Here is an 18448-nt window from a genome sequence, read left to right as displayed (position 1 = left end):
AATTACAATTTAAGTTTGTTTTCACATATTTCCTTAAGCGTAATATAGAATAGCTCAAGAAAAGATTGTAGTGGATTGAGATTAGCGGAGATTTTACCAATGTTATCACTTAGCTTCTTGTCTATATAGTCACAGCCTTTCTTTGACAAAAAGCCATAGTGAGGTGTAATACCTACAACAATATCTAAAGCATCTACAGAAGACTTATCCGGTCTAAATGGTTCAAAAGAAATATGATTTTCTTTCATCTCACTAAGCCATTCTTCAAAGCATTGCTTATATTTGTTGTATGTACTGAAATTGGAAGATCTCCAAAAAGAATCCCCCAAGATAGAACTCTTATCTTTTGCCCATTTCTGTGAAGAACGATGTGAGGCATCACGATTGTTCAGATATGAATTTAAAATCGCCATCATAGACAATGGCTTACGTATTATGTTATTTGTTTCAATTCCAAAGTCAGCAAACATAACATTTTGTGAATCACTTTCAAGACCAAATTCATGAAAATTGGTATTTTTCACTGTGTTCTGTTGAGATTGTTTTCCGGCAAAATCAATAATAGAAAGAGCCGCAAGCATTTCTACCAAATGAGCATTATTTTGTTGATTACCACCACCGTCACAATTATCGTAACCAGCAGCTGAAAAATCATCACCTAAATAATACATATCGTCTAAAGTGTTATTACCGGTGACATTTTTCTCATAGTAGTTTAAAGCCGCTTTTGCTTTTGTAATGAAAGAATCTGCTTGGATTGAACTCTTTTTGTCTGTTTTAAGATTAAAATATGGAAGAAGAGAAACTGCTCCAATTGGTGCGTTTGCTAATGCAGTATTGGAATTTGTTCTCATATTCTTTAACAAAAGAGGAAAACCACTTGCACCTGTTCCTCCAAATATCGAACTGATAATAAATACCTTGTCGCCATTAACAAAATTCGTTGCGAAAGTATTGTAGTCTTTTGAGTCGGTGAATTGGTTAAGTACAATACTGCCAATATTAGGATTACCCTTAAAACCGACATTCATATCTGAAGCCAAATTTGCATTAGAAAACAACATTCTCATGATGGCTTGATTTTCTAAAGACATAGTGCTAAGACTCAGATAATTTTCAAATGATATTCCCGAAGTTCCAATCAATGGAAGTAGATAATTGCCATCGTTATTGAGAGCACTTATTGGATTTTTGAAGAATTCATTTTTTTCATTATTGTTAAAACTAAGAGCATTATGAATATTTTCATAAGAGCGCATAATATCAACAGTGCGAACCAAATCACCGTTTGATTGATCCGGATCGACAATCATAGGGACAATTTCGTAATCGGTATGTACACCTGAAGAAAGAAGCATTGTAAGCGATCTTAAAACACGCGACCCCGACCCGCCTATTGCAAAAACATAGAGCTTACTCATATATTATGATATTAAAATTTTTGAAAAGGTACATATTTTGCTGTGCTACCCCATTTTATGATTAGTGATGCAACCACAAAGAAGATAAATGACCAAATCACATTAGTGAAGCTAAACATGGTACAATCCAAATATGACCATTCTTCTGATGGGTCAACTTCATTGTTAATTAATGGTGTCATCGTGTACCATAATGCAAATACAAAATTGATGATAGCATTTATGCCAGAATATACAAACCACCACATAGTTTGCTTGCGCACTGGAGCTAAAACATAGTAGAATATCGCACACACCACAAAAGAACAAATAAGCATAAAAGCACCTATGTGCAGATAGCCTGGTATGGTTTCATAGAGATATGAATCAAGTTCTACACTATAGAAGCCATTTGTGTAATAGTAAATCGAGTTAAATAAATCTTCCATATTATTTTAGACTTAAATTAATTGTAAAAATGTTATTGTCTTTATTTTGATAGGCATTGTTTACTCCCTCAATTAGTGATTTTATACCATAAGTTGTACTATCTTTAGGAAGTGAGTTATTTTCAAAATTAGATGTAATAACCCAATTCGGTAATTTTGTTGTATAGCCAATAGTTAAATCACATGCAAAAGGTCGTCGATTAGTTGCAATTGTATAGATATACTGTCCATTACTTTCAGATTTTATATTATCAATATAGTAATCATTAGGTACTATCGTGTATTTTTGAACATCTTTAATTTCCAAGTCAGAAATTATAACCTTTGATAAATCTACTTTTATATCAACCTTGTACAGATTGTTTTCATAACGGTCTTCTTTCCAATGCTTAACAATTATGTCTTTACCTTTATCAGTCATTCGGGCATTGTTTGTAACAACCTTTGTTGCACATGTTTCCATTGGTTGCAAGAACATTTTTGCTTCATTTTCTAATGTTACTGGCAAGTTAACCACATCTTTAACCTTTCTACTAGGGCCAAAAATCCATAAATAAAGTGGTCGTTTACCTTTATACTTTATCTTACCAGGAAAATAATACCCGTCAAATGACGCTTCGTATTTATATATGGCAATAGATAAATCGTTATATTTATTTATTCCTTTGGTGAAAATCTTGGTGATTTCTGATTTTGCTTTATCTAAATTTCCGAACCTACTTTCAAAACAATAATCGGAAAGAACAATATTTACGGTATTGTCATTAGTGCCCGATAGAATTTGCTCAAGGACCTTATCTATATCTGAATAACTTGAATTACAATTTGTGTAAATCTGGTTGAGCCATGTATTTATATCACTTTTTTGTGGAATAGTTTCATTATTGATATAGTTTAGCGAAATAGTATCGCCATCTCCTTTGTTTTCTTCTATTCTATCATAAAACTCTTTAAGGATATTACCAGCATCATTTACATACCCTTTAAAATAACCTTTTACACTACCTGAGTTTTCAACGTAGAAATTATATGTAGTAGGTTCTATCTCTACTTTTTCTATGCATTTGGTATTATATTCACCTTTCGACTCACCACTGCGTGGATTTTTACAGCTAGAACATATCATTAAGTATATGCAACTCAGGCCAATAATAGAACCACGCATCATAACTGACTTTTTCATTTTTATGTTAGCTTATTTAAATATTTTACTTTTTTACAACTTCAAGAAACGCATTAGGAATGTATGCTGTAGCCATAGTTAGCAAACCATCTATAACTATTCCTACTCGCTGCTGTCCTTGATAACGAGCCACAATACCTGTTACCCCCTTGAATTTCCCTTCAACTATACGAACCGCTTGTCCCTTTTGGAATTTTTGCACCTCATCAGTAGATACAATGATATCATCCGCATCTGCTTTACAGATTATGCGAAGACTCTCAATCTGATTGTCAGGGATAATCAGTGGCTCGATTTTATTGCCGATGTGGAAGTGACGATAGTAAAAACGAAGATAATGGAGGTTTACGTTATCGTAAACAAAAGACTTGATTTCTTCTTCTGTGCCATAAGCAAAGAAGAGGTTGGGAATACGCGATTCTTCTACTGTTTTACGTTTACCATCTACAAGTTTAACGGTGGAAAGTGTAGGATAGAAGGCTGTTCCACCTTTACTTATAATATAATCGTATGCTTTCTTTTCTCTTCCGTAAGTGGTACGTAGAGCGTACCAATGAGAATTGTCTGTTTGGAAGGTGGAATGTAATGGGGGGTGGGTTGCCGACAGCGCATTTCTGGTGGACACCCCTGTATCTGAGTTCTCCACCATCATAGGCTTTAGAACTTCGGAGAGGGCATCGGAGGTAAGTCCGGTGCAAGGAGGAACTATATCACCTCCATGAGTGTTTGCATATTTAGATGCAAGTTCATTGATATTCATATCGGTGCTAACTTTATTCTAGACAGAACTCAGTTGATAGCACATAAAAAAGCTCTAAGTTTGCAGTTAATAGATAAGAGGTCGGAAATTTATTTTAAAAAAGTCAAGCGAGACGAATAATTACCTCCGCATCTTATCAGGAAAATATCAGTCTTATTATCTTTGTTGTATTAAGATAAAGACTGATAGGCGGGAAGAGGACACCATAAAAGAGAAAGCACTTGAGGCTAGCCCACGTAACGGCCTCTCTCCGCCAAGCTGCAAAGCTCCGATAGAATATCAAGGTTGCGAGCCTATTTAGAGTTTAGAGTTCAAACAGCTTTTACCAGTCTTAGAAAAGTACAGCAAAAATATGAAAAAATTATTTATTGGAATTGATTTTTCAAAGGAGAAACTTGACGCGACGATAATTCTCGCATGTGGAATGAACGAAATAGGCTCCCGTGAGTATGGGTGTTTCCCAAATAACACTACGGGCTACCGCAAGTTATGTAATTGGGTTAAAACAAACGCTTGGAATACAATTGCTGAGGAATGGCTATTCTGTGGAGAAGACACAGGTTCATGTAGTATAGGACTGAGCAAATGGCTTTACGGAAAAGGCTATGACATATGGATTGAGAACGCTTACGCCATAAAACATAGCAGTGGTATCCAGCGTGTGAAAAACGATAAGGCGGACTCAGCAATCATTGCTGAATACGCATGGAGGCAACAGGACAAGGTTGTACCCTTTGAACCATTGAATGAATCCCTTGCGCAACTAAGGGAGATTTTCCTCTATAGGCATAAGCTAGTTGGGCAAAGAGTGGCAATGGAATTACGAAAAGAGGACAAATCACAATCAAACAAGTCAAAAGCAATATCCTTCATCAACCGCAAGAGCAAACACCTTATTGCGGAGATAAACAAAACAATTGCCGAATGCGATAAGGCCATTGATAGCATAATAGAGGCGGATGAGGAACTGAAAGAAAATTATGCTATTATAACCTCAATAAAAGGCGTAGCCAGGCAAAACGCAACCTGTATGTTGGTCTACACAAACAACTTCAAAAAATTCGGATATGACCCAAGAAAGATTGCATGCTATTATGGAGTTGCCCCCTTTGGTAAACAATCCGGAACGAGTGTAAATACACCTGCTCATACAAGCCATTTCGCCAATAAACTTATTAAATCATTATTAGGACAAGCAGCTCATATAGCCAAAATATATAATCCCGAAATTAGAGATTACTATCAAAGACTGATTAGTAAGGGAAAGAAGCCTCAAGTGGCTTTAAATAATGTCAAGAACAAACTCATAAGAATCATAGTGGCATTAGTCAGGAAGAAAGTACCATATGATCAAAATACATACAAATATTATGAAGAACGAGAAGTTATAGAAAGGAAAAAGAACGAGAAGTTAATTTATTGTTAAACGGAATAAGAGATTAGGATATTAGCATAGAATACGTGGAATCGTCCTGTTGTCCATTCCACTTCCTGAGGCTCTAGCAATTGCCTATCATAGTTGAACAGACAACGTCAGAGCCCACGCCGATATGAATAATCAAACACCGTAAAGAGACCTATATAAACAACCTTGTTGTGCCCGAAAGGGTACAATCCATGCTTACAAGGTCTCCACGGGGATGATATAATCACACCCGGGACATCTACTGTTGCTAGGTTCAAGACTATGATTCTGTGAATTTGCTAGATTACAGGAAGTCCTAAACACAGCGTCGAATAAACGCCTTCATTATGTATGGACTATACTTTCCCACCCAAAGCCCGCTTTGTGCAACTGCATCATTCGTATGACTTCGCCGCACTAGGCTCGGCGTGAACTTCCCCAGCCATTGTCGTGAAAGACACGTCTATCGGAAACAAATAAGCGTAGGGGTGCTATAGTCCGAATGCAAAGATATAATTTTTCTTTCAAAAACATGAAACAAAATGAAAGGAAATACGCCAAGATTGATATTTTACGATTTTCAATGAAGAATTTTTGCTTTTATAGGATAATCTCCCAAGTAATGGAAGTCGATTAAACCTGTACTTCGTAATCAAGGATTCGGAAATTACATATATTCTTTACTATTGTTGTTACTTTGTTACTTTATGCTATTTGTATCGACTTATATATCTAATAATAAGTTGTATATGTGTAATATTTATCTTGGAGGGAATAAAAGTGCTGGATAATATCTCTTACGAATAAGTGAAGAGTAAGGAGAAAATCGTATCAATAAAGGCAAAAAAATGACAGAAGTGCTTGAATGCTATACGGAAAGAAATAGAAAAAAAGCAGACTTTACGATATTATTGTCCTTTTGTACGCAATTCGCCAATGTGAATCTGACCAGCGGCTATCTTTGCGATAGAAAGTAAAACGTATGGAGGATATTAACATTTAAATCAATACAGATAAACTCTTATAATAAAATGATGAAAAGACTAATTACATATTCGTGTATGGCGATTTTCGCTATGGGAAGCATGGCGCAGAATCAAAAGGATGAGGCTCAAATGAATCGTTTCATATCCGGTCTGATGAAAAAGATGACACTGGAAGAAAAAGTGGGGCAGTTAAGCCAATGTTCCGGTGGATTTGCCACAGGTCCTGATAATACACGTATCAGTCGGACAGAAGATATAAGTAAGGGATTGATCGGTTCTTTGCTGAATGTATCCGGTGCTGCCAATACTCGTAAATATCAGGAGGCAGCTATGAAATCACGTTTACAGATTCCTTTGCTTTTCGGATTGGATGTTATTCATGGATATAGAACAGGTTTTCCGTTGCCATTGGCAGAGGCTGCGAGTTTTGATCTGGATGCTATAGAAAGAGGATCGAGATGTGCGGCAAAGGAAGCTGCAGCAGCCGGGTTGCATTGGACGTTTGCTCCAATGGTGGATATTAGCTGGGATGCCCGGTGGGGGCGTGTGATGGAAGGGGCCGGTGAAGATCCTTATTATGGCTCGTTGGTTGCTAAGGCGCGTGTACATGGTTTACAGGGAGATGATTTATCGAAAGAGAATACTATTTTATCCTGTATTAAGCACTTTGCCGGATATGGTGCAGCTATTGCCGGAAAAGATTATAATAGTGTGGATATGTCGATGGGACAGTTTGTCAATTTCTATATGCCTCCTTACAAGGCTGGTGCAGAGGCCGGTGCTGCTACTTTCATGAGTGCGTTCAATGACTTTAATAACGAACCGTCTACCGGAAGTACTTTTCTGTTGAGGGAGCTCCTGAAGAATCAATGGGGATTTAAAGGATTTGTGGTATCCGACTGGGGATCAGTGGGAGAAATGATGAACCACCGTTATGCGAAAGATGAAAAAGAAGCTGCTTATAAAGGAATCAAGGCCGGACTGGATATGGAGATGGTAAGTGAATGCTATTCCAAGAATCTGGTGTCTCTGGTAAAAGAGGGTAAGGTATCTATCAAGCTGGTGGATGATGCTGTCAGACGTATTTTGGAACAGAAATATAAACTGGGATTATTTGATGATCCGTTCAGATACTGTGATGAAGAAAGGGAACGTACAGTGATTGGTTCACAGGAATCCCGCAAGGAAGCATGCTACGTTTCCGAACGTTCTATTGTTCTTTTGAAAAATGAAAACTCGGTGTTACCGCTTTCTTCTTCTATCAAGAAAGTTGCTTTGATTGGTGCACTTTCCAAATCGCAGAAAGATATGTGCGGTGCATGGTCCTGTGCAGAGGTTGGTAAAGTAGTAACCTTGTATGAGGCAATGGAGAAACGAGGAGTGGACATCAACTATAACGATGGCTACGACTTGAAAACGAATAAAATTGTAAATCTGGATCAGACTTTAGCTGCTGCCCGCCAATCGGATGTGGTTATCGTTGCAATGGGAGAACAAGCTTGGGAAAGCGGTGAGATGCGTTCGAAAGGAGATATTTCTATTGCTGCCGAACAACAGCGTTTGGTTTCCGAATTGGTGAAGACTGGCAAACCGGTAGTTGTACTAATGATGTGTGGTCGTCCTGTTATTTTCAATGAAGTTCGTCGGGAGGCTCCCGCTATCTTATGTACCTGGTGGCTGGGGAGTGAAGCGGGTAATGCTATCTGTAATGTACTTTGGGGAGATTATAATCCTTCGGGTAAGCTGCCAATGACTTTTCCGCAGCATAACGGACAGATACCATTGTATTATCAATATAAGAGCACAGGACGCCCCACTGCATTGGGCGGATGGTGTGCGAAGTACATTGATATTCCTACGGAGCCTGCTTATCCGTTCGGCTACGGTTTGTCATACACTACTTTCAATTATTCGGATGTGAAACTGCTTCCGGGTGATGGAAAAGGTACTTATACACGTGTTGCTGTAACGGTTACCAATACTGGAAAATGCGAGGGCGAGGAAGTTGTTCAGTTGTATGTGCGTGATGAGGTGGCTTCTATCACTCGCCCTATCAAAGAATTGAAAGGCTTTGAAAAGATTAAGCTGAGTCCAGGTGAAAGCAAAACGGTCACCTTCGACGTAAAAGATGAACAACTAGGATTCTACAATAATCAAATGAAGTTCATTGTGGAGAAAGGAGACTTCACTTTGATGGTCGGTGGAAATAGTCGTGATTTACAAGAAATAAAATACATTCTTAACTAAGAACTAATATGAAAAACAACTGGAAAAGATGGCTCATATTTCCCGCTCTATTGCCTTTCTTCTCTTGGATGGAGGCAAAGACATTGGAGGAAAATCAGATTCGACAATCTTTGGACACCATTGAATACCGGGTATTTGTGGCTGTCGATAAGGCCGGAGTGGAGCATTGGGGAGGTAAAGAAGCTTATCAAGCGAAGCTGAATGCTTTTTTCGACCAAGTGAACGACTTCTGGAACAAAGCCGGCAATGGACGTTTCAACTACTATTTCCGTTATATACCGGATCTGCAGGTGATTTACGACTGCTCCTCCCGCCAATTGGAGAAAATCTATCAGAAGAGTGCCGGTTTTCCCAATCACGATGTACTGCTGATTATAGATTCTATTCTTGATTTTGACGATGAAGAATCGGCTAAAGGATGGTATTGCGGCGGTGGGGCGGACGATCTGAATATGGTAATTTGCCGTAGCCGTAGCAAGACGGAACATGAAGATCTGTTTGGTATCGACTATTTTCATAGAGGAGTGGCACATGAGTTCGGACATTATCGTGGGGTAACCGACTTGTATGCTGATAGAATCCGGGCAAAGAACAATCCGGTGAACCATATCGAATATGAACCTGACTCTTGTGTGATGAACAGTCATTATAAAACATATAAATGGAGCTCGTATGCAGTTCATATAATCAATCACACCGCCAAATCCAAACGTCCGAGACGTGATTTCGACGGATTCTTCAAACAAATGTTCCCCGAAAACATACAGGTATCTGTAAAAGTGAAAGGTAAAAAGCAAAAAGGGGTAAAGCTGAATCTGTATGGTTCACGTGCAAAATTCAATGACCTGATCGCTACTCCTTACCGTACTTATGAGACGGATAAGAAAGGAGAATATCTGATAACTGGTGTCCCCAACTTATATGATAGCCCCGCACCTCCTTTGCATACCGACGAATTGCCTTATAACCGCTGGTTCACTTTCTTGCTCGAAGCCGAATATAAAGGGGAAAAAAATACGTATGGCTTCCCGAATATGAGGTGCAACAGACCTTCTTTGAGAATAAGGATACCTATCAGGTGACAATTGATTTCTAAAAAATGGTAGCGCGAATGAGATAAGAAAGGTGCTATTTAGCACTTGTTCAATGCTTTATTAGCAGGAAATTCTTCCTGTTAAGCTTCCTCCTTTATCTCTGCCAAGCGGTACTCTTATGATAAATATGTAAATAAAAAACTGTGTGAAATACAAAAAGTATTAGTTTATGAAACGTATGATGAAAAGACTTTTGCCGGTTCTAATGGCTATCGCACCTTTAACCATTTGTGCACAGAAAGTGTACGAGCTGAAAGACATTTCCGGTAAAGTGCAGGTGAATGTGATTGTGAATGATAAGAATGTGGAATACTCCGTTCTTCACGACAACGATGTGATGGTGGCTCCATCTCCTATTTTCATGAAACTAACTGATGGTACAGCTTTCGGACTCAATCCGAAAGTAAAGAAGATCAGCCGCCGTTCTGTAAATGAGACTATCTATCCTCCCATCTATAAGAAGAAATCAATCAAGGACCAGTTCAATGAACTAACCATTGACTTTAAAGGAGGATATAGCTTGGTGTTCAGAGCTTATGAAGATGGTGCAGCCTATCGTTTTGTCTCTGAACTGAAGAAGCCGTTTATGGTGGAAAGCGAGCAGGCTTCTTTCTGTTTTCCGAATGATCCGAAAGTTTTTGTAGCTTCACCGAAAGGCCGAATGAACGAGGGCAAGAAAGATCCTTTCTACAGTTCTTTCCAAAATACGTATCTGGAAACTGCCTTGTCTGCATGGGATAAGGAACAGATTGCCTTTTTACCGGTTTTGGTCGAGGGAAAGAACGGAAAAAAAATCTGTATCACTGAAGCCGATTTGATGAACTATCCGGGTATGTATGTGAAACATGGTGAGCATGGATATTCTCTGGATGGAATCTTTGCAGCTTATCCGAAAACGATAGTAGACGAAGTTCGCGGACTGAAAGGGGTAGTAAAATCTCGTGAACCTTATATTGCTAGAGTGGAGGGAAACACAGCATTTCCCTGGCGTGTCATGGTCATTGCCAAGGATGATGCAGAACTGCTTTGTAATGATATGGTATATAAACTGGCTACTCCGGCACAATTTACAGATTTTTCTTGGATTAAACCGGGTAAAGTGGCTTGGGACTGGTGGAACGACTGGAATCTCTACAACGTGGATTTCCGCGCAGGTATCAACAATGAGACTTATAAATACTATATTGACTTTGCCTCGAAATTCGGTATCGAATATGTGATATTGGATGAGGGATGGGCAGTGCCGGGTAAAGCGGATTTGTTTGAGGTGATTCCTGAAATCGATTTGAAAGAGTTGATTAGCTATGCAAAAAGCAAAAATGTAGATTTGATACTTTGGGCGGGCTATCGTGCTTTTGAAAAAGACATGGATCGTGTATGTAAGCATTATGCCGCAATGGGAATCAAAGGTTTCAAGATTGATTTTATGGACCGTGACGACCAACAAGTAGTTGAGTTTAACCGTAAAGCGGCTGAAACCGGAGCAAAATACAAATTGCTGATAGATCTCCATGGAACGTTCAAACCGACTGGTTTGCAACGTACTTATCCGAATACGATCAATTTCGAGGGTGTCCATGGACTGGAAGAAATGAAGTGGGCAGAACCGGGAACAGATCAAGTGATATATGATGTGACAGCTCCTTTCATCCGCATGGTTGCCGGACCACTTGATTATACACAGGGAGCGATGAATAACGTAATCATGAAGAACTTTCATGCTGTCTATACAGAACCGATGAGTCAGGGTACACGTTGCCGTCAGTTAGCATTGTATACTATTTTTGATTCTCCTATTAATATGCTGTGTGATGCACCTACTAATTATCTGAAAGAGGAAGAATGTACGAAGTTTATCGCTGCCATTCCTACTGTATGGAATCAGACACTTCCAATAAGCGGAAAAGTAGGCGAACATATTGTAATGGCACGTGAGAAAGACGGTATCTGGTATGTGGGTGGATTGACCGACTGGAAAGAGCGTGATGTTGAAGTCGATCTGTCTTTCTTGGGTGATGGTGAGTTCAATGCAGAAATATTTAGAGATGGTATCAATGCCGATCGTGTTGGGAAAGACTATAAGCGTGAAGTGATCCGCGTATCAGCCAATAAGAAGTTGAATTTACACATGGCTCCTGGTGGTGGGTTTGTTGTGAGGATAACAAAATAATAATTGAAGATTAAGTTTTTGGTTTGAAAGAGGACATCATCCCTATGGGAGATGCCCTCTTTTTTATGAGATGAGTGTCTCGTGTTATAACTGTTACTGTGATTTATTGATAAACTTTAGAACCGGAAACTCAATCCTCCTAAGAAATTGAATCCTTCCGTAGGATAACCTAAATAATATTGATATTTCTTGTTCAGCAGGTTATGTACTTGAGCATAAACGGATACTCCTTTGAATACATTATAGCTGGCTCCGATATGCAAATCATTAATTGCGGTCATTTTTGCATATTCTTTCACTTCTTTCCGGCTGATGTAATCATAACCTAGATTTATGTTAAGAGCAGAGACCGGATGAATACGTACATTGAAAGACATTTCACTGACTGGTTTCACAGCCAACAGATATTCCTCTGTTTTGCTGTCCCAATTACGGTAAGTATATTTAGCTGATATTCCGAGGATATCTTTGTAATCGTAACTTATTTCACCTCCAAGGTAAAGATTGTCTGTATTATCCTGTGCAAAAGAAAGATAAGAACCTGAATGAATATTACTTGGGTCAAAACCTAAATAAGATAAGTCGTTCTTTAGATTCTGATAACCACCGAACACGTTGAACCAAAGTCCCGGATAAGGGCTTGCTTTGAATCCGATACTACCGTTGATTTGCTCGTAAGTATCATAAGGACGTTGTACGTATCCCAAAGTAGTATTTGCCTCCGGCAGTTCACCGTAAGGACAGATACTTTCTAATCTGCGGAAATCATTCAATTGCTTACCGCCGGTTGCTTTTGCATAAACAATGTAGCTATCAGAAAAAATATACTGTGCAGTGATATCGGGTGAAATACGGAAAGACTTGTCAAATCCGAAAGATAAATCTACATTGGCTCCGATATGCAATTTCCAGTCATCATTATCCAGTTCGTAATATGGATTTAAAAGAAGCGTTGTGTAGTTTTTGAAGTATTCATCTCCGGTGGAAACATTCTTTGTATATCCGTTGTAGAGAAGATTGTTCATTTCCAAAGCGATAGTTATTAATTGTTGGTCGCCGATAGCTCCCGTGACATCGCCTTTGGTGCGTATGATTGTTTCCTTGATACCTGTATTGGCTTCAGATTCATTGAACATGTTGTGCTGACGTTCATACATCAACAGATTTGTTTCTGCGTTGAAACGCAGTGGTGCAGTCTCATCAGTGAAATGAATGCCCGCATGAAAGTCACCGGATGTGAATTTCTGCTTGCTGTTTACGCTTTCCGGTTGGAAGTTGAAGTTGCTCAATCCGAAATTTCCGGCAATATTTAAGTCCAGTTTATTAAATTGGTGTGTGTAATCTACATTTGCGCGTGTGCGATAATAAAATGCATTCCATTTTTCAGAGTCTGTGAAAGGAAGAGTTAACTTACCATCCATTCCATCCATTTGGAAACGTACATTCAATTTGTCTTTCTGCGACAGACGGAATAGATAATTGGCAAGAATATCCAAATTGCCATAATTACCATATCCGGCACGTACATATCCCGGGGTAGTACCGGGTTGAACTTCTTTTCCGGTATAGGGGCGCATCAGGCCTGCCGGAACGGAAGTGGCCGGAAAGAATGTTGTAGCATACTCTACTTCTTTCTTGCTCACTGTCGGTTCTTCTACTTTAGGCAGGACGTTTACTTTCGAAGCGTCCATAATGTCCGGGTTATATTCTTGTTCCACAACGACCGTGCGGGTCATTGTTGTATCCTTCGGTTGGGTGGTTTGGGCTTGAAGGCAGGATGGCATTGAGATTGCCAATGCGAGTCCTCCTATTATATAATGAGATCGTTTCATACTTTTCTATTTTTTTATTCTCAATTCTCAACTTTCAATTTACTAAGTCTGCTTTCAATCATGCTTTCAATATCGTCATTCCCTTGATAATTTTGTTGCAGACTTAGCAGATATTGGCGTGCGTCCAGGTCTTTACCCGTAGCATGATAGACGTCGGATAGAAGGATAAAACTGCGCGCTAGCCAATAAGCATGTGGCGTACTCTGTTCTATATAGTTGAGCAACTCTTTCTCTGCAGCGGCATATTCTTTTGCGTCGTAGAGGGATTGTGCAACCTGATATTTAGCTTCGGCACCGTAAGAGTTACGTGTGTCTTTGGCCAGTTCACGATAGTCTTCCATTGCTTTCTTGTCAGCCTTTTGCTTGGTGTAGGCTTTAGCACGGTAATAAAGAGCTTCATTTCTTAGCTCCGGACTAAGTTTGGCTTCTGCAAGCAGGTCGGTAGCTGCATGGATGGTTTCTATGTCATCTCGCAATAGGAAGGCGCAACGCAGAATACCCGTTTCAGCAAGTTGGCGGCGCTCTACGTTGGTTGCTTTTTCTTTCAGCATTTTGTAGCTAGCCAATGCTTCAGCCATATTTTGCTGGTTGAATTGCACTTCAGCACGCAAGATCAGTGCTTCTTCTGCAAACGGATTGTTTGGATATTCCAACAACTTACCGGAATGGAGAAGAATCATATCATAATTCTTCTGCTCGTTTCCGATCAGGCAGAGATAATAATGTGCGTTCAGGCTGAAGGCTCCTTCCGGGAAAGTTTGCAGGTATTTGTTGAGGCTTGTTTTGGCTTCTTCCATTCTGCCTCGTGCATAAATCTTTTCTGCGGCGGCATACGTAAGCGAGTCTTGTTCGTTAGCATCGAAACGGATGTGTCCTGGCATGGCATTTGCTAAAGCAGCAAATTCGTCGATGCGGTTGAGATCCACATAAATAGATTTCAAATCACGCATGGCAAGGCGTGCTTCTTCACTGCCCGGATATTTTTCGATAACCTGTTTGTAGGCTTCGATTGCTTGGTTGTAATCTCCTTTTTGGTAATATAATAATCCGATTTCGGCGGCAGCTTTCCTGCTGACCGGACTTTCAGGATATTTAGTCAGCAATTCTTTGAAAGAAGTAATGGCTTGGTTGTTGTTATCCATGAGAACATAGGAACGCCCTTTCTCGTAAATAGCGTTTACGGCATAAGGAGAAGCAGGGTACTTTCCTACCAGACGGTTCAGCAAGGTAATCTTACCGGTATAGTCTTTCTGTAGACCGGATACAAGAGCCAGCTGATAGAAAGAATAGTCTCCGGAAGAAGTATTCATCTGTTCGGCTTGCGAATAATACTGTTTGGCTTCTTCAAAGTTACGTACATGCAGGTGGCAGTCACCAATACGATTGTATGCATCGGCAAGTACGGTTGCATTTTCGCCTTTCTCCAGTTGAATGTATTTTTGGAAGTAATTGCTTGCTTGCGTATAGTCTTTCCGGTGGAAAGCGATATATCCTAAGTTATAATTGGCAAGCGCATACATTTCGTTATTGGGTTGGGTGGTGAGTTGCAGATAAGCATTAAAATCACGTGCGGCTTCTACCATTCGGTTTAAACGGTAATAGGATTCTCCGCACCAATAGTAAGCGTCTGCCTTGGTCTGACGATTGTATTGTCCGATGGCAATGGATTGGTTCAGATATTTCAGAGCCTGTTCGAAGTCGGCGTTAACGAAAGATTGAGTTCCCAATTGGAACAGTATCTTCTGTTTGGCTTCCAATATTTGCGCGCTTGGTTTGGCAATCCGGTCGATTGATTTCAAAGCTGCATCGTAGCTACGTGTATTCATGTAAACTTCTACCAGGTAGCTGCTGACTTTTTCAGCGTATGGAGAAGTCGGAAATTCATTCAGGAATTTCTCGAAGGCAGTAACTGATTCACCGAAAGCGGAGAAAGAAGTCTCGTGCAGGCAAAGAGCGTAATTGTAAGCTGCCTGTTCCTTGATTTGCATATTGGCATTGGAGGCGGCTGCCTGTTCAAAAGCCATGCGTGCTTTGTTTTTCTCTGCCAGTTGCAGATAAGAGAGTCCCATGTGGAGATATGCATTTTGGGTAAGGGCATCGTTGTCAGTTGTCACCTTACCTAATGTTTCGGCTGCTTTGGAGTATACTTTTGTTTGGTAGTAGGAGAGTCCCAGCATATAAAGGGCATCCCGGCGGGGAGCCGAGTGATCCTTATTCAAGTAATTGTTGAATGCTTCTACGGCTTGGTGATATTGTCCGAAATGGTAATAGGCATCTCCCAGAATACGGTACATCTCTGCAGCGTGCTCGTTGTTCGGGTAGGCTGACAGGTAGTTTTGTGCTACAATTTGTGCCTTATCATAGTTTTTGAGCTGCGTATAAATTTCGGCTATATAATAAGGGACGAGTGCTTTGTACTTCGAGTCGTCCTGTAAGGGAAGGAAACCTTTCAATGCTTCACTATAGCGTTTTTGTGTATAGCGGATATAGGAGAGATAGTAATCACAATCTTTGGCGTATTTGGGACTGTTGACGCGCAAAGTTTCAAACCAGATGGCTGCTTCTCGTAGATTATCGGTTTTCAGATAACAGGTAGCCAGTTGGTAGGTGCAGTCGTCCCGTTCTTCATTACCTAGCAAATCAAGGTCGGCAGAGTTGAAGAGTGCCAGTGCTTCATCATATTTTCCTTCGTAGAAATAGCAGGAGGCTAACAGCGCATAAATACGGTTGGCATAAGGAGTGTCAGGATAACGGTCGAGATATTTGCGGAGGAGTTCGATGCGGTTTTTGTCTTTCAGTTCGTAAGCCGAACTGACTAGCATATACTCTGCGTCTTGAAGAAGACCGGTTGCAGGCTTTTGTTTTACAAATGCTTTCAAAGCCGGCAAAGCAGCTGCATAATTCTTTTCCTGGAAAAGTTCTTTCCCTTCTTTATAAAGGTTGTCAGCCGAAGTGAACTTATCACTTGTCTGGGCAAATCCTATAATGGGCGTGCAGCAGATGGCTGCACAAATGAGTCTAGTAATTTCTTTTTTCATAATCGGGTGTTTATGCAAAAGTACTACATATCTTTCAATGAGAATCCTTTGAAAGTTATTTTATAATCATTTAATTCTTTATGTAAAGTTTCTCCTTTCTTTTCCAATGCCGGGATACTTATTTTTCTCGGATTTCTTTTTACTTCTCCGATAAGTGCTGTTTTGTTAAACCGGTTGAGGGCGATCAGGTCTATTTCATTTTCTCCGTTTTTGTCCCAATAGTTACCTACGTCGGTAACTTCCTCTTCTTCAGCGATAAGTTCACGGAAATATTTTTCTAACAATAGGCCGCTGTATTGTTCATAGTTCTTTTCTACATATTCTATCAGTAAATGGTTTTTCCTCATTTCCAGTACTGCGTTGTTTGAGAAAATAAAGCGAAACCAGAATCGTAGAAAATTGTCTTGCAGGCAATAACGGGTAGCACGACTATTAGGTTTAGCGAACATCGGTTTCACTTTTTTGATTAATGAATATTCATCCTCAAGGTTGGCTAAATAGGAACCGGTGTTTTTATTGATGATGGAATCAATCTCTCGTTGTGTTGTTTTTCCTTCTGCAATGAGAGATAGGATAGAAAAATAATTGGCATAGTCTTTCCCGAACTCGGAAATTAACATGTCTTTGCCTTCTGTCAGAAATGGTGAGCCTTCGGAAAGCGCATAATTTATCATGGCAGTTTTATTAAATGCTTTCGCTTCCATCAATAGGGTGATGTATTTGGCTACTCCACCTGTCAGCAAATACAAGCAAAGCAAATCTTCCGATGTGAATTGGGGGGCATGGTCTGCTAGAATCTCTTTGATAACGGTGGTGGTGAATGGATGCAGAGAAATTCGGGCGGTAAGGCGTCCGTATAGTGGCTCCTTGCGGTCTTCGAATATTCTTTTCATCATTGAATAAACGGAACCGCATACAATGAAATTGATTTTGGAAGTCGCGTGATATTGGTCCCAAATACGTTGTATGTCACTGACGATAGACGGATTGATATAGAGAAATTCTTGAAATTCGTCAATGATTAATGTGAAATTTTCCTTTTGGGAATGTTGCATCAGCAGTTCAAAGAGCTGTGCGAACTCTCTGATTTCTCCATAGATACGAATGCCAAGCGTTTCCTGAATGACAGGTTGATATTGTGCGCAAAGCAGGACTTCACTCTTTCTTGCTACAAATATATATACGAATCGGGTGTCTTTGACAGACTCTAAGAGTAGAGCTGTTTTTCCGATTCGTCGGCGTCCGGTCATTACAGTAAAGCAAGCGCTCGTTTGTGATTGCTTTTTAGCTGCATACAGTATCGCCATTTCTTTCTTTCGGTCGTAGAACTTCATATTATTGCTATCTTAATGGCAGTTAATTTAATGGCCATTAAATTAATGGTGGTTACAAAGATAACACAATATGTTGTATTTTGTTCATTTATAGTAATATAATATGATTGTTTAAGATTATGTGATAAATTACTTTGATCTATTTGGTTGAGATGAACTTCTATTTTACAAATACATCAATTGGCTACTGAAAAATGGCCCATCTTAAGAAAAGGAATATTTAAACGAGAATAAAAGGCGTAATTACTGGGAGGATTGAGAAATATAAAAAAACGCAGAGATTTGTAGGTGCGAAATTCTTTCTTTTTGTTATATGAGATGTTTGTCGATTAAATTGTAATGCTTTTCTTCTTTTTCACTTGTTGTGTAAACTGAAATGTGGTTAGAAACTGGCATTTTGTTGTTTGTTGCCTTTTCGATATTTGTGATGAAATAGAAGAAAAACGGTCTTAATTTTCCCTTATTTGTCTTCCTCACCGAGCAAAAGCTGCTTCGTCGGTGAGAAAGGAAGCGTTCCTCGGTGGGGAAGAACTCCTTGGTTTTAAACCAA

The 18448-nt window shown here is 39.6% G+C and carries 11 protein-coding genes; 4 read left to right on the top strand and 7 right to left on the bottom strand.

The annotated features are described in order from the left end of the window. Positions 1–2 precede the first annotated feature (2 nt). The 4 genes from INE92_RS17075 to INE92_RS17060 are packed head-to-tail and all read right to left on the bottom strand — an operon-like array spanning position 3 to position 3792. The gene (locus INE92_RS17075; RefSeq protein WP_005807987.1) at positions 3–1421 is read right to left on the bottom strand and encodes a hypothetical protein; all 1419 of its coding nucleotides are present in this window, start codon (positions 1419–1421) and stop codon (positions 3–5) included. Positions 1422–1432: 11 nt separating this feature from the next. Next, on the bottom strand, positions 1433–1849 hold the full coding sequence (locus INE92_RS17070) for a hypothetical protein (protein ID WP_005807989.1): 417 nt from the start codon (positions 1847–1849) through the stop codon (positions 1433–1435). A gap of 1 nt (position 1850) precedes the next feature. After that, complete coding sequence (locus INE92_RS17065; protein WP_005807991.1) at positions 1851–3032, bottom strand: hypothetical protein; 1182 nt, start codon at positions 3030–3032, stop codon at positions 1851–1853. 25 nt (positions 3033–3057) lie between these two features. Further along, positions 3058–3792, bottom strand: coding sequence for a UpxY family transcription antiterminator (locus INE92_RS17060; protein ID WP_005807993.1), 735 nt, complete (start codon positions 3790–3792; stop codon positions 3058–3060). Between the two features lie 352 nt (positions 3793–4144). On the opposite strand from INE92_RS17060, the gene INE92_RS17055 reads away from it, so the two are divergent. The 4 genes from INE92_RS17055 (at position 4145) to INE92_RS17040 (ending at position 11694) form a co-directional block, all read left to right on the top strand. Continuing rightward, the gene (locus INE92_RS17055) at positions 4145–5218 is read left to right on the top strand and encodes an IS110 family RNA-guided transposase (RefSeq protein WP_008645115.1); all 1074 of its coding nucleotides are present in this window, start codon (positions 4145–4147) and stop codon (positions 5216–5218) included. Between the two features lie 1010 nt (positions 5219–6228). After that, positions 6229–8430, top strand: a complete 2202-nt coding sequence (locus INE92_RS17050) for a glycoside hydrolase family 3 N-terminal domain-containing protein (RefSeq protein ID WP_004323102.1) — start codon at positions 6229–6231, stop codon at positions 8428–8430. 8 nt (positions 8431–8438) lie between these two features. After that, positions 8439–9512 carry a hypothetical protein gene (locus tag INE92_RS17045; RefSeq protein WP_008016630.1) on the top strand — a complete coding sequence of 358 codons (1074 nt, stop codon included), beginning with the start codon at positions 8439–8441 and terminating at the stop codon, positions 9510–9512. Between the two features lie 181 nt (positions 9513–9693). After that, entirely contained in the window at positions 9694–11694 is a 2001-nt protein-coding gene (locus tag INE92_RS17040) for a glycoside hydrolase family 97 protein (protein WP_004315091.1), read from the top strand. Between the two features lie 116 nt (positions 11695–11810). Here INE92_RS17040 and INE92_RS17035 read toward each other — a convergent pair whose 3' ends face one another. From INE92_RS17035 to INE92_RS17025, 3 genes are read right to left on the bottom strand one after another with little or no spacing between them, the layout of a single operon-like run. Then, positions 11811–13526, bottom strand: a complete 1716-nt coding sequence (locus INE92_RS17035; protein WP_195436229.1) for a TonB-dependent receptor — start codon at positions 13524–13526, stop codon at positions 11811–11813. 20 nt (positions 13527–13546) lie between these two features. Next, positions 13547–16564 (bottom strand): tetratricopeptide repeat protein, encoded by a 3018-nt coding sequence (locus INE92_RS17030; RefSeq protein WP_195436228.1) that lies wholly within the window; start codon positions 16562–16564, stop codon positions 13547–13549. A 23-nt stretch (positions 16565–16587) separates the two neighbouring features. Beyond that, positions 16588–17898, bottom strand: coding sequence for an ATP-binding protein (locus INE92_RS17025; RefSeq protein WP_149963989.1), 1311 nt, complete (start codon positions 17896–17898; stop codon positions 16588–16590). Between the last annotated feature and the right edge of the window lie 550 nt (positions 17899–18448).

It is taken from the genome of Bacteroides xylanisolvens, from assembly GCF_018289135.1.
Taxonomy (GTDB): domain Bacteria; phylum Bacteroidota; class Bacteroidia; order Bacteroidales; family Bacteroidaceae; genus Bacteroides; species Bacteroides xylanisolvens.
This window is presented reverse-complemented; position numbering and strand designations above follow the sequence as displayed.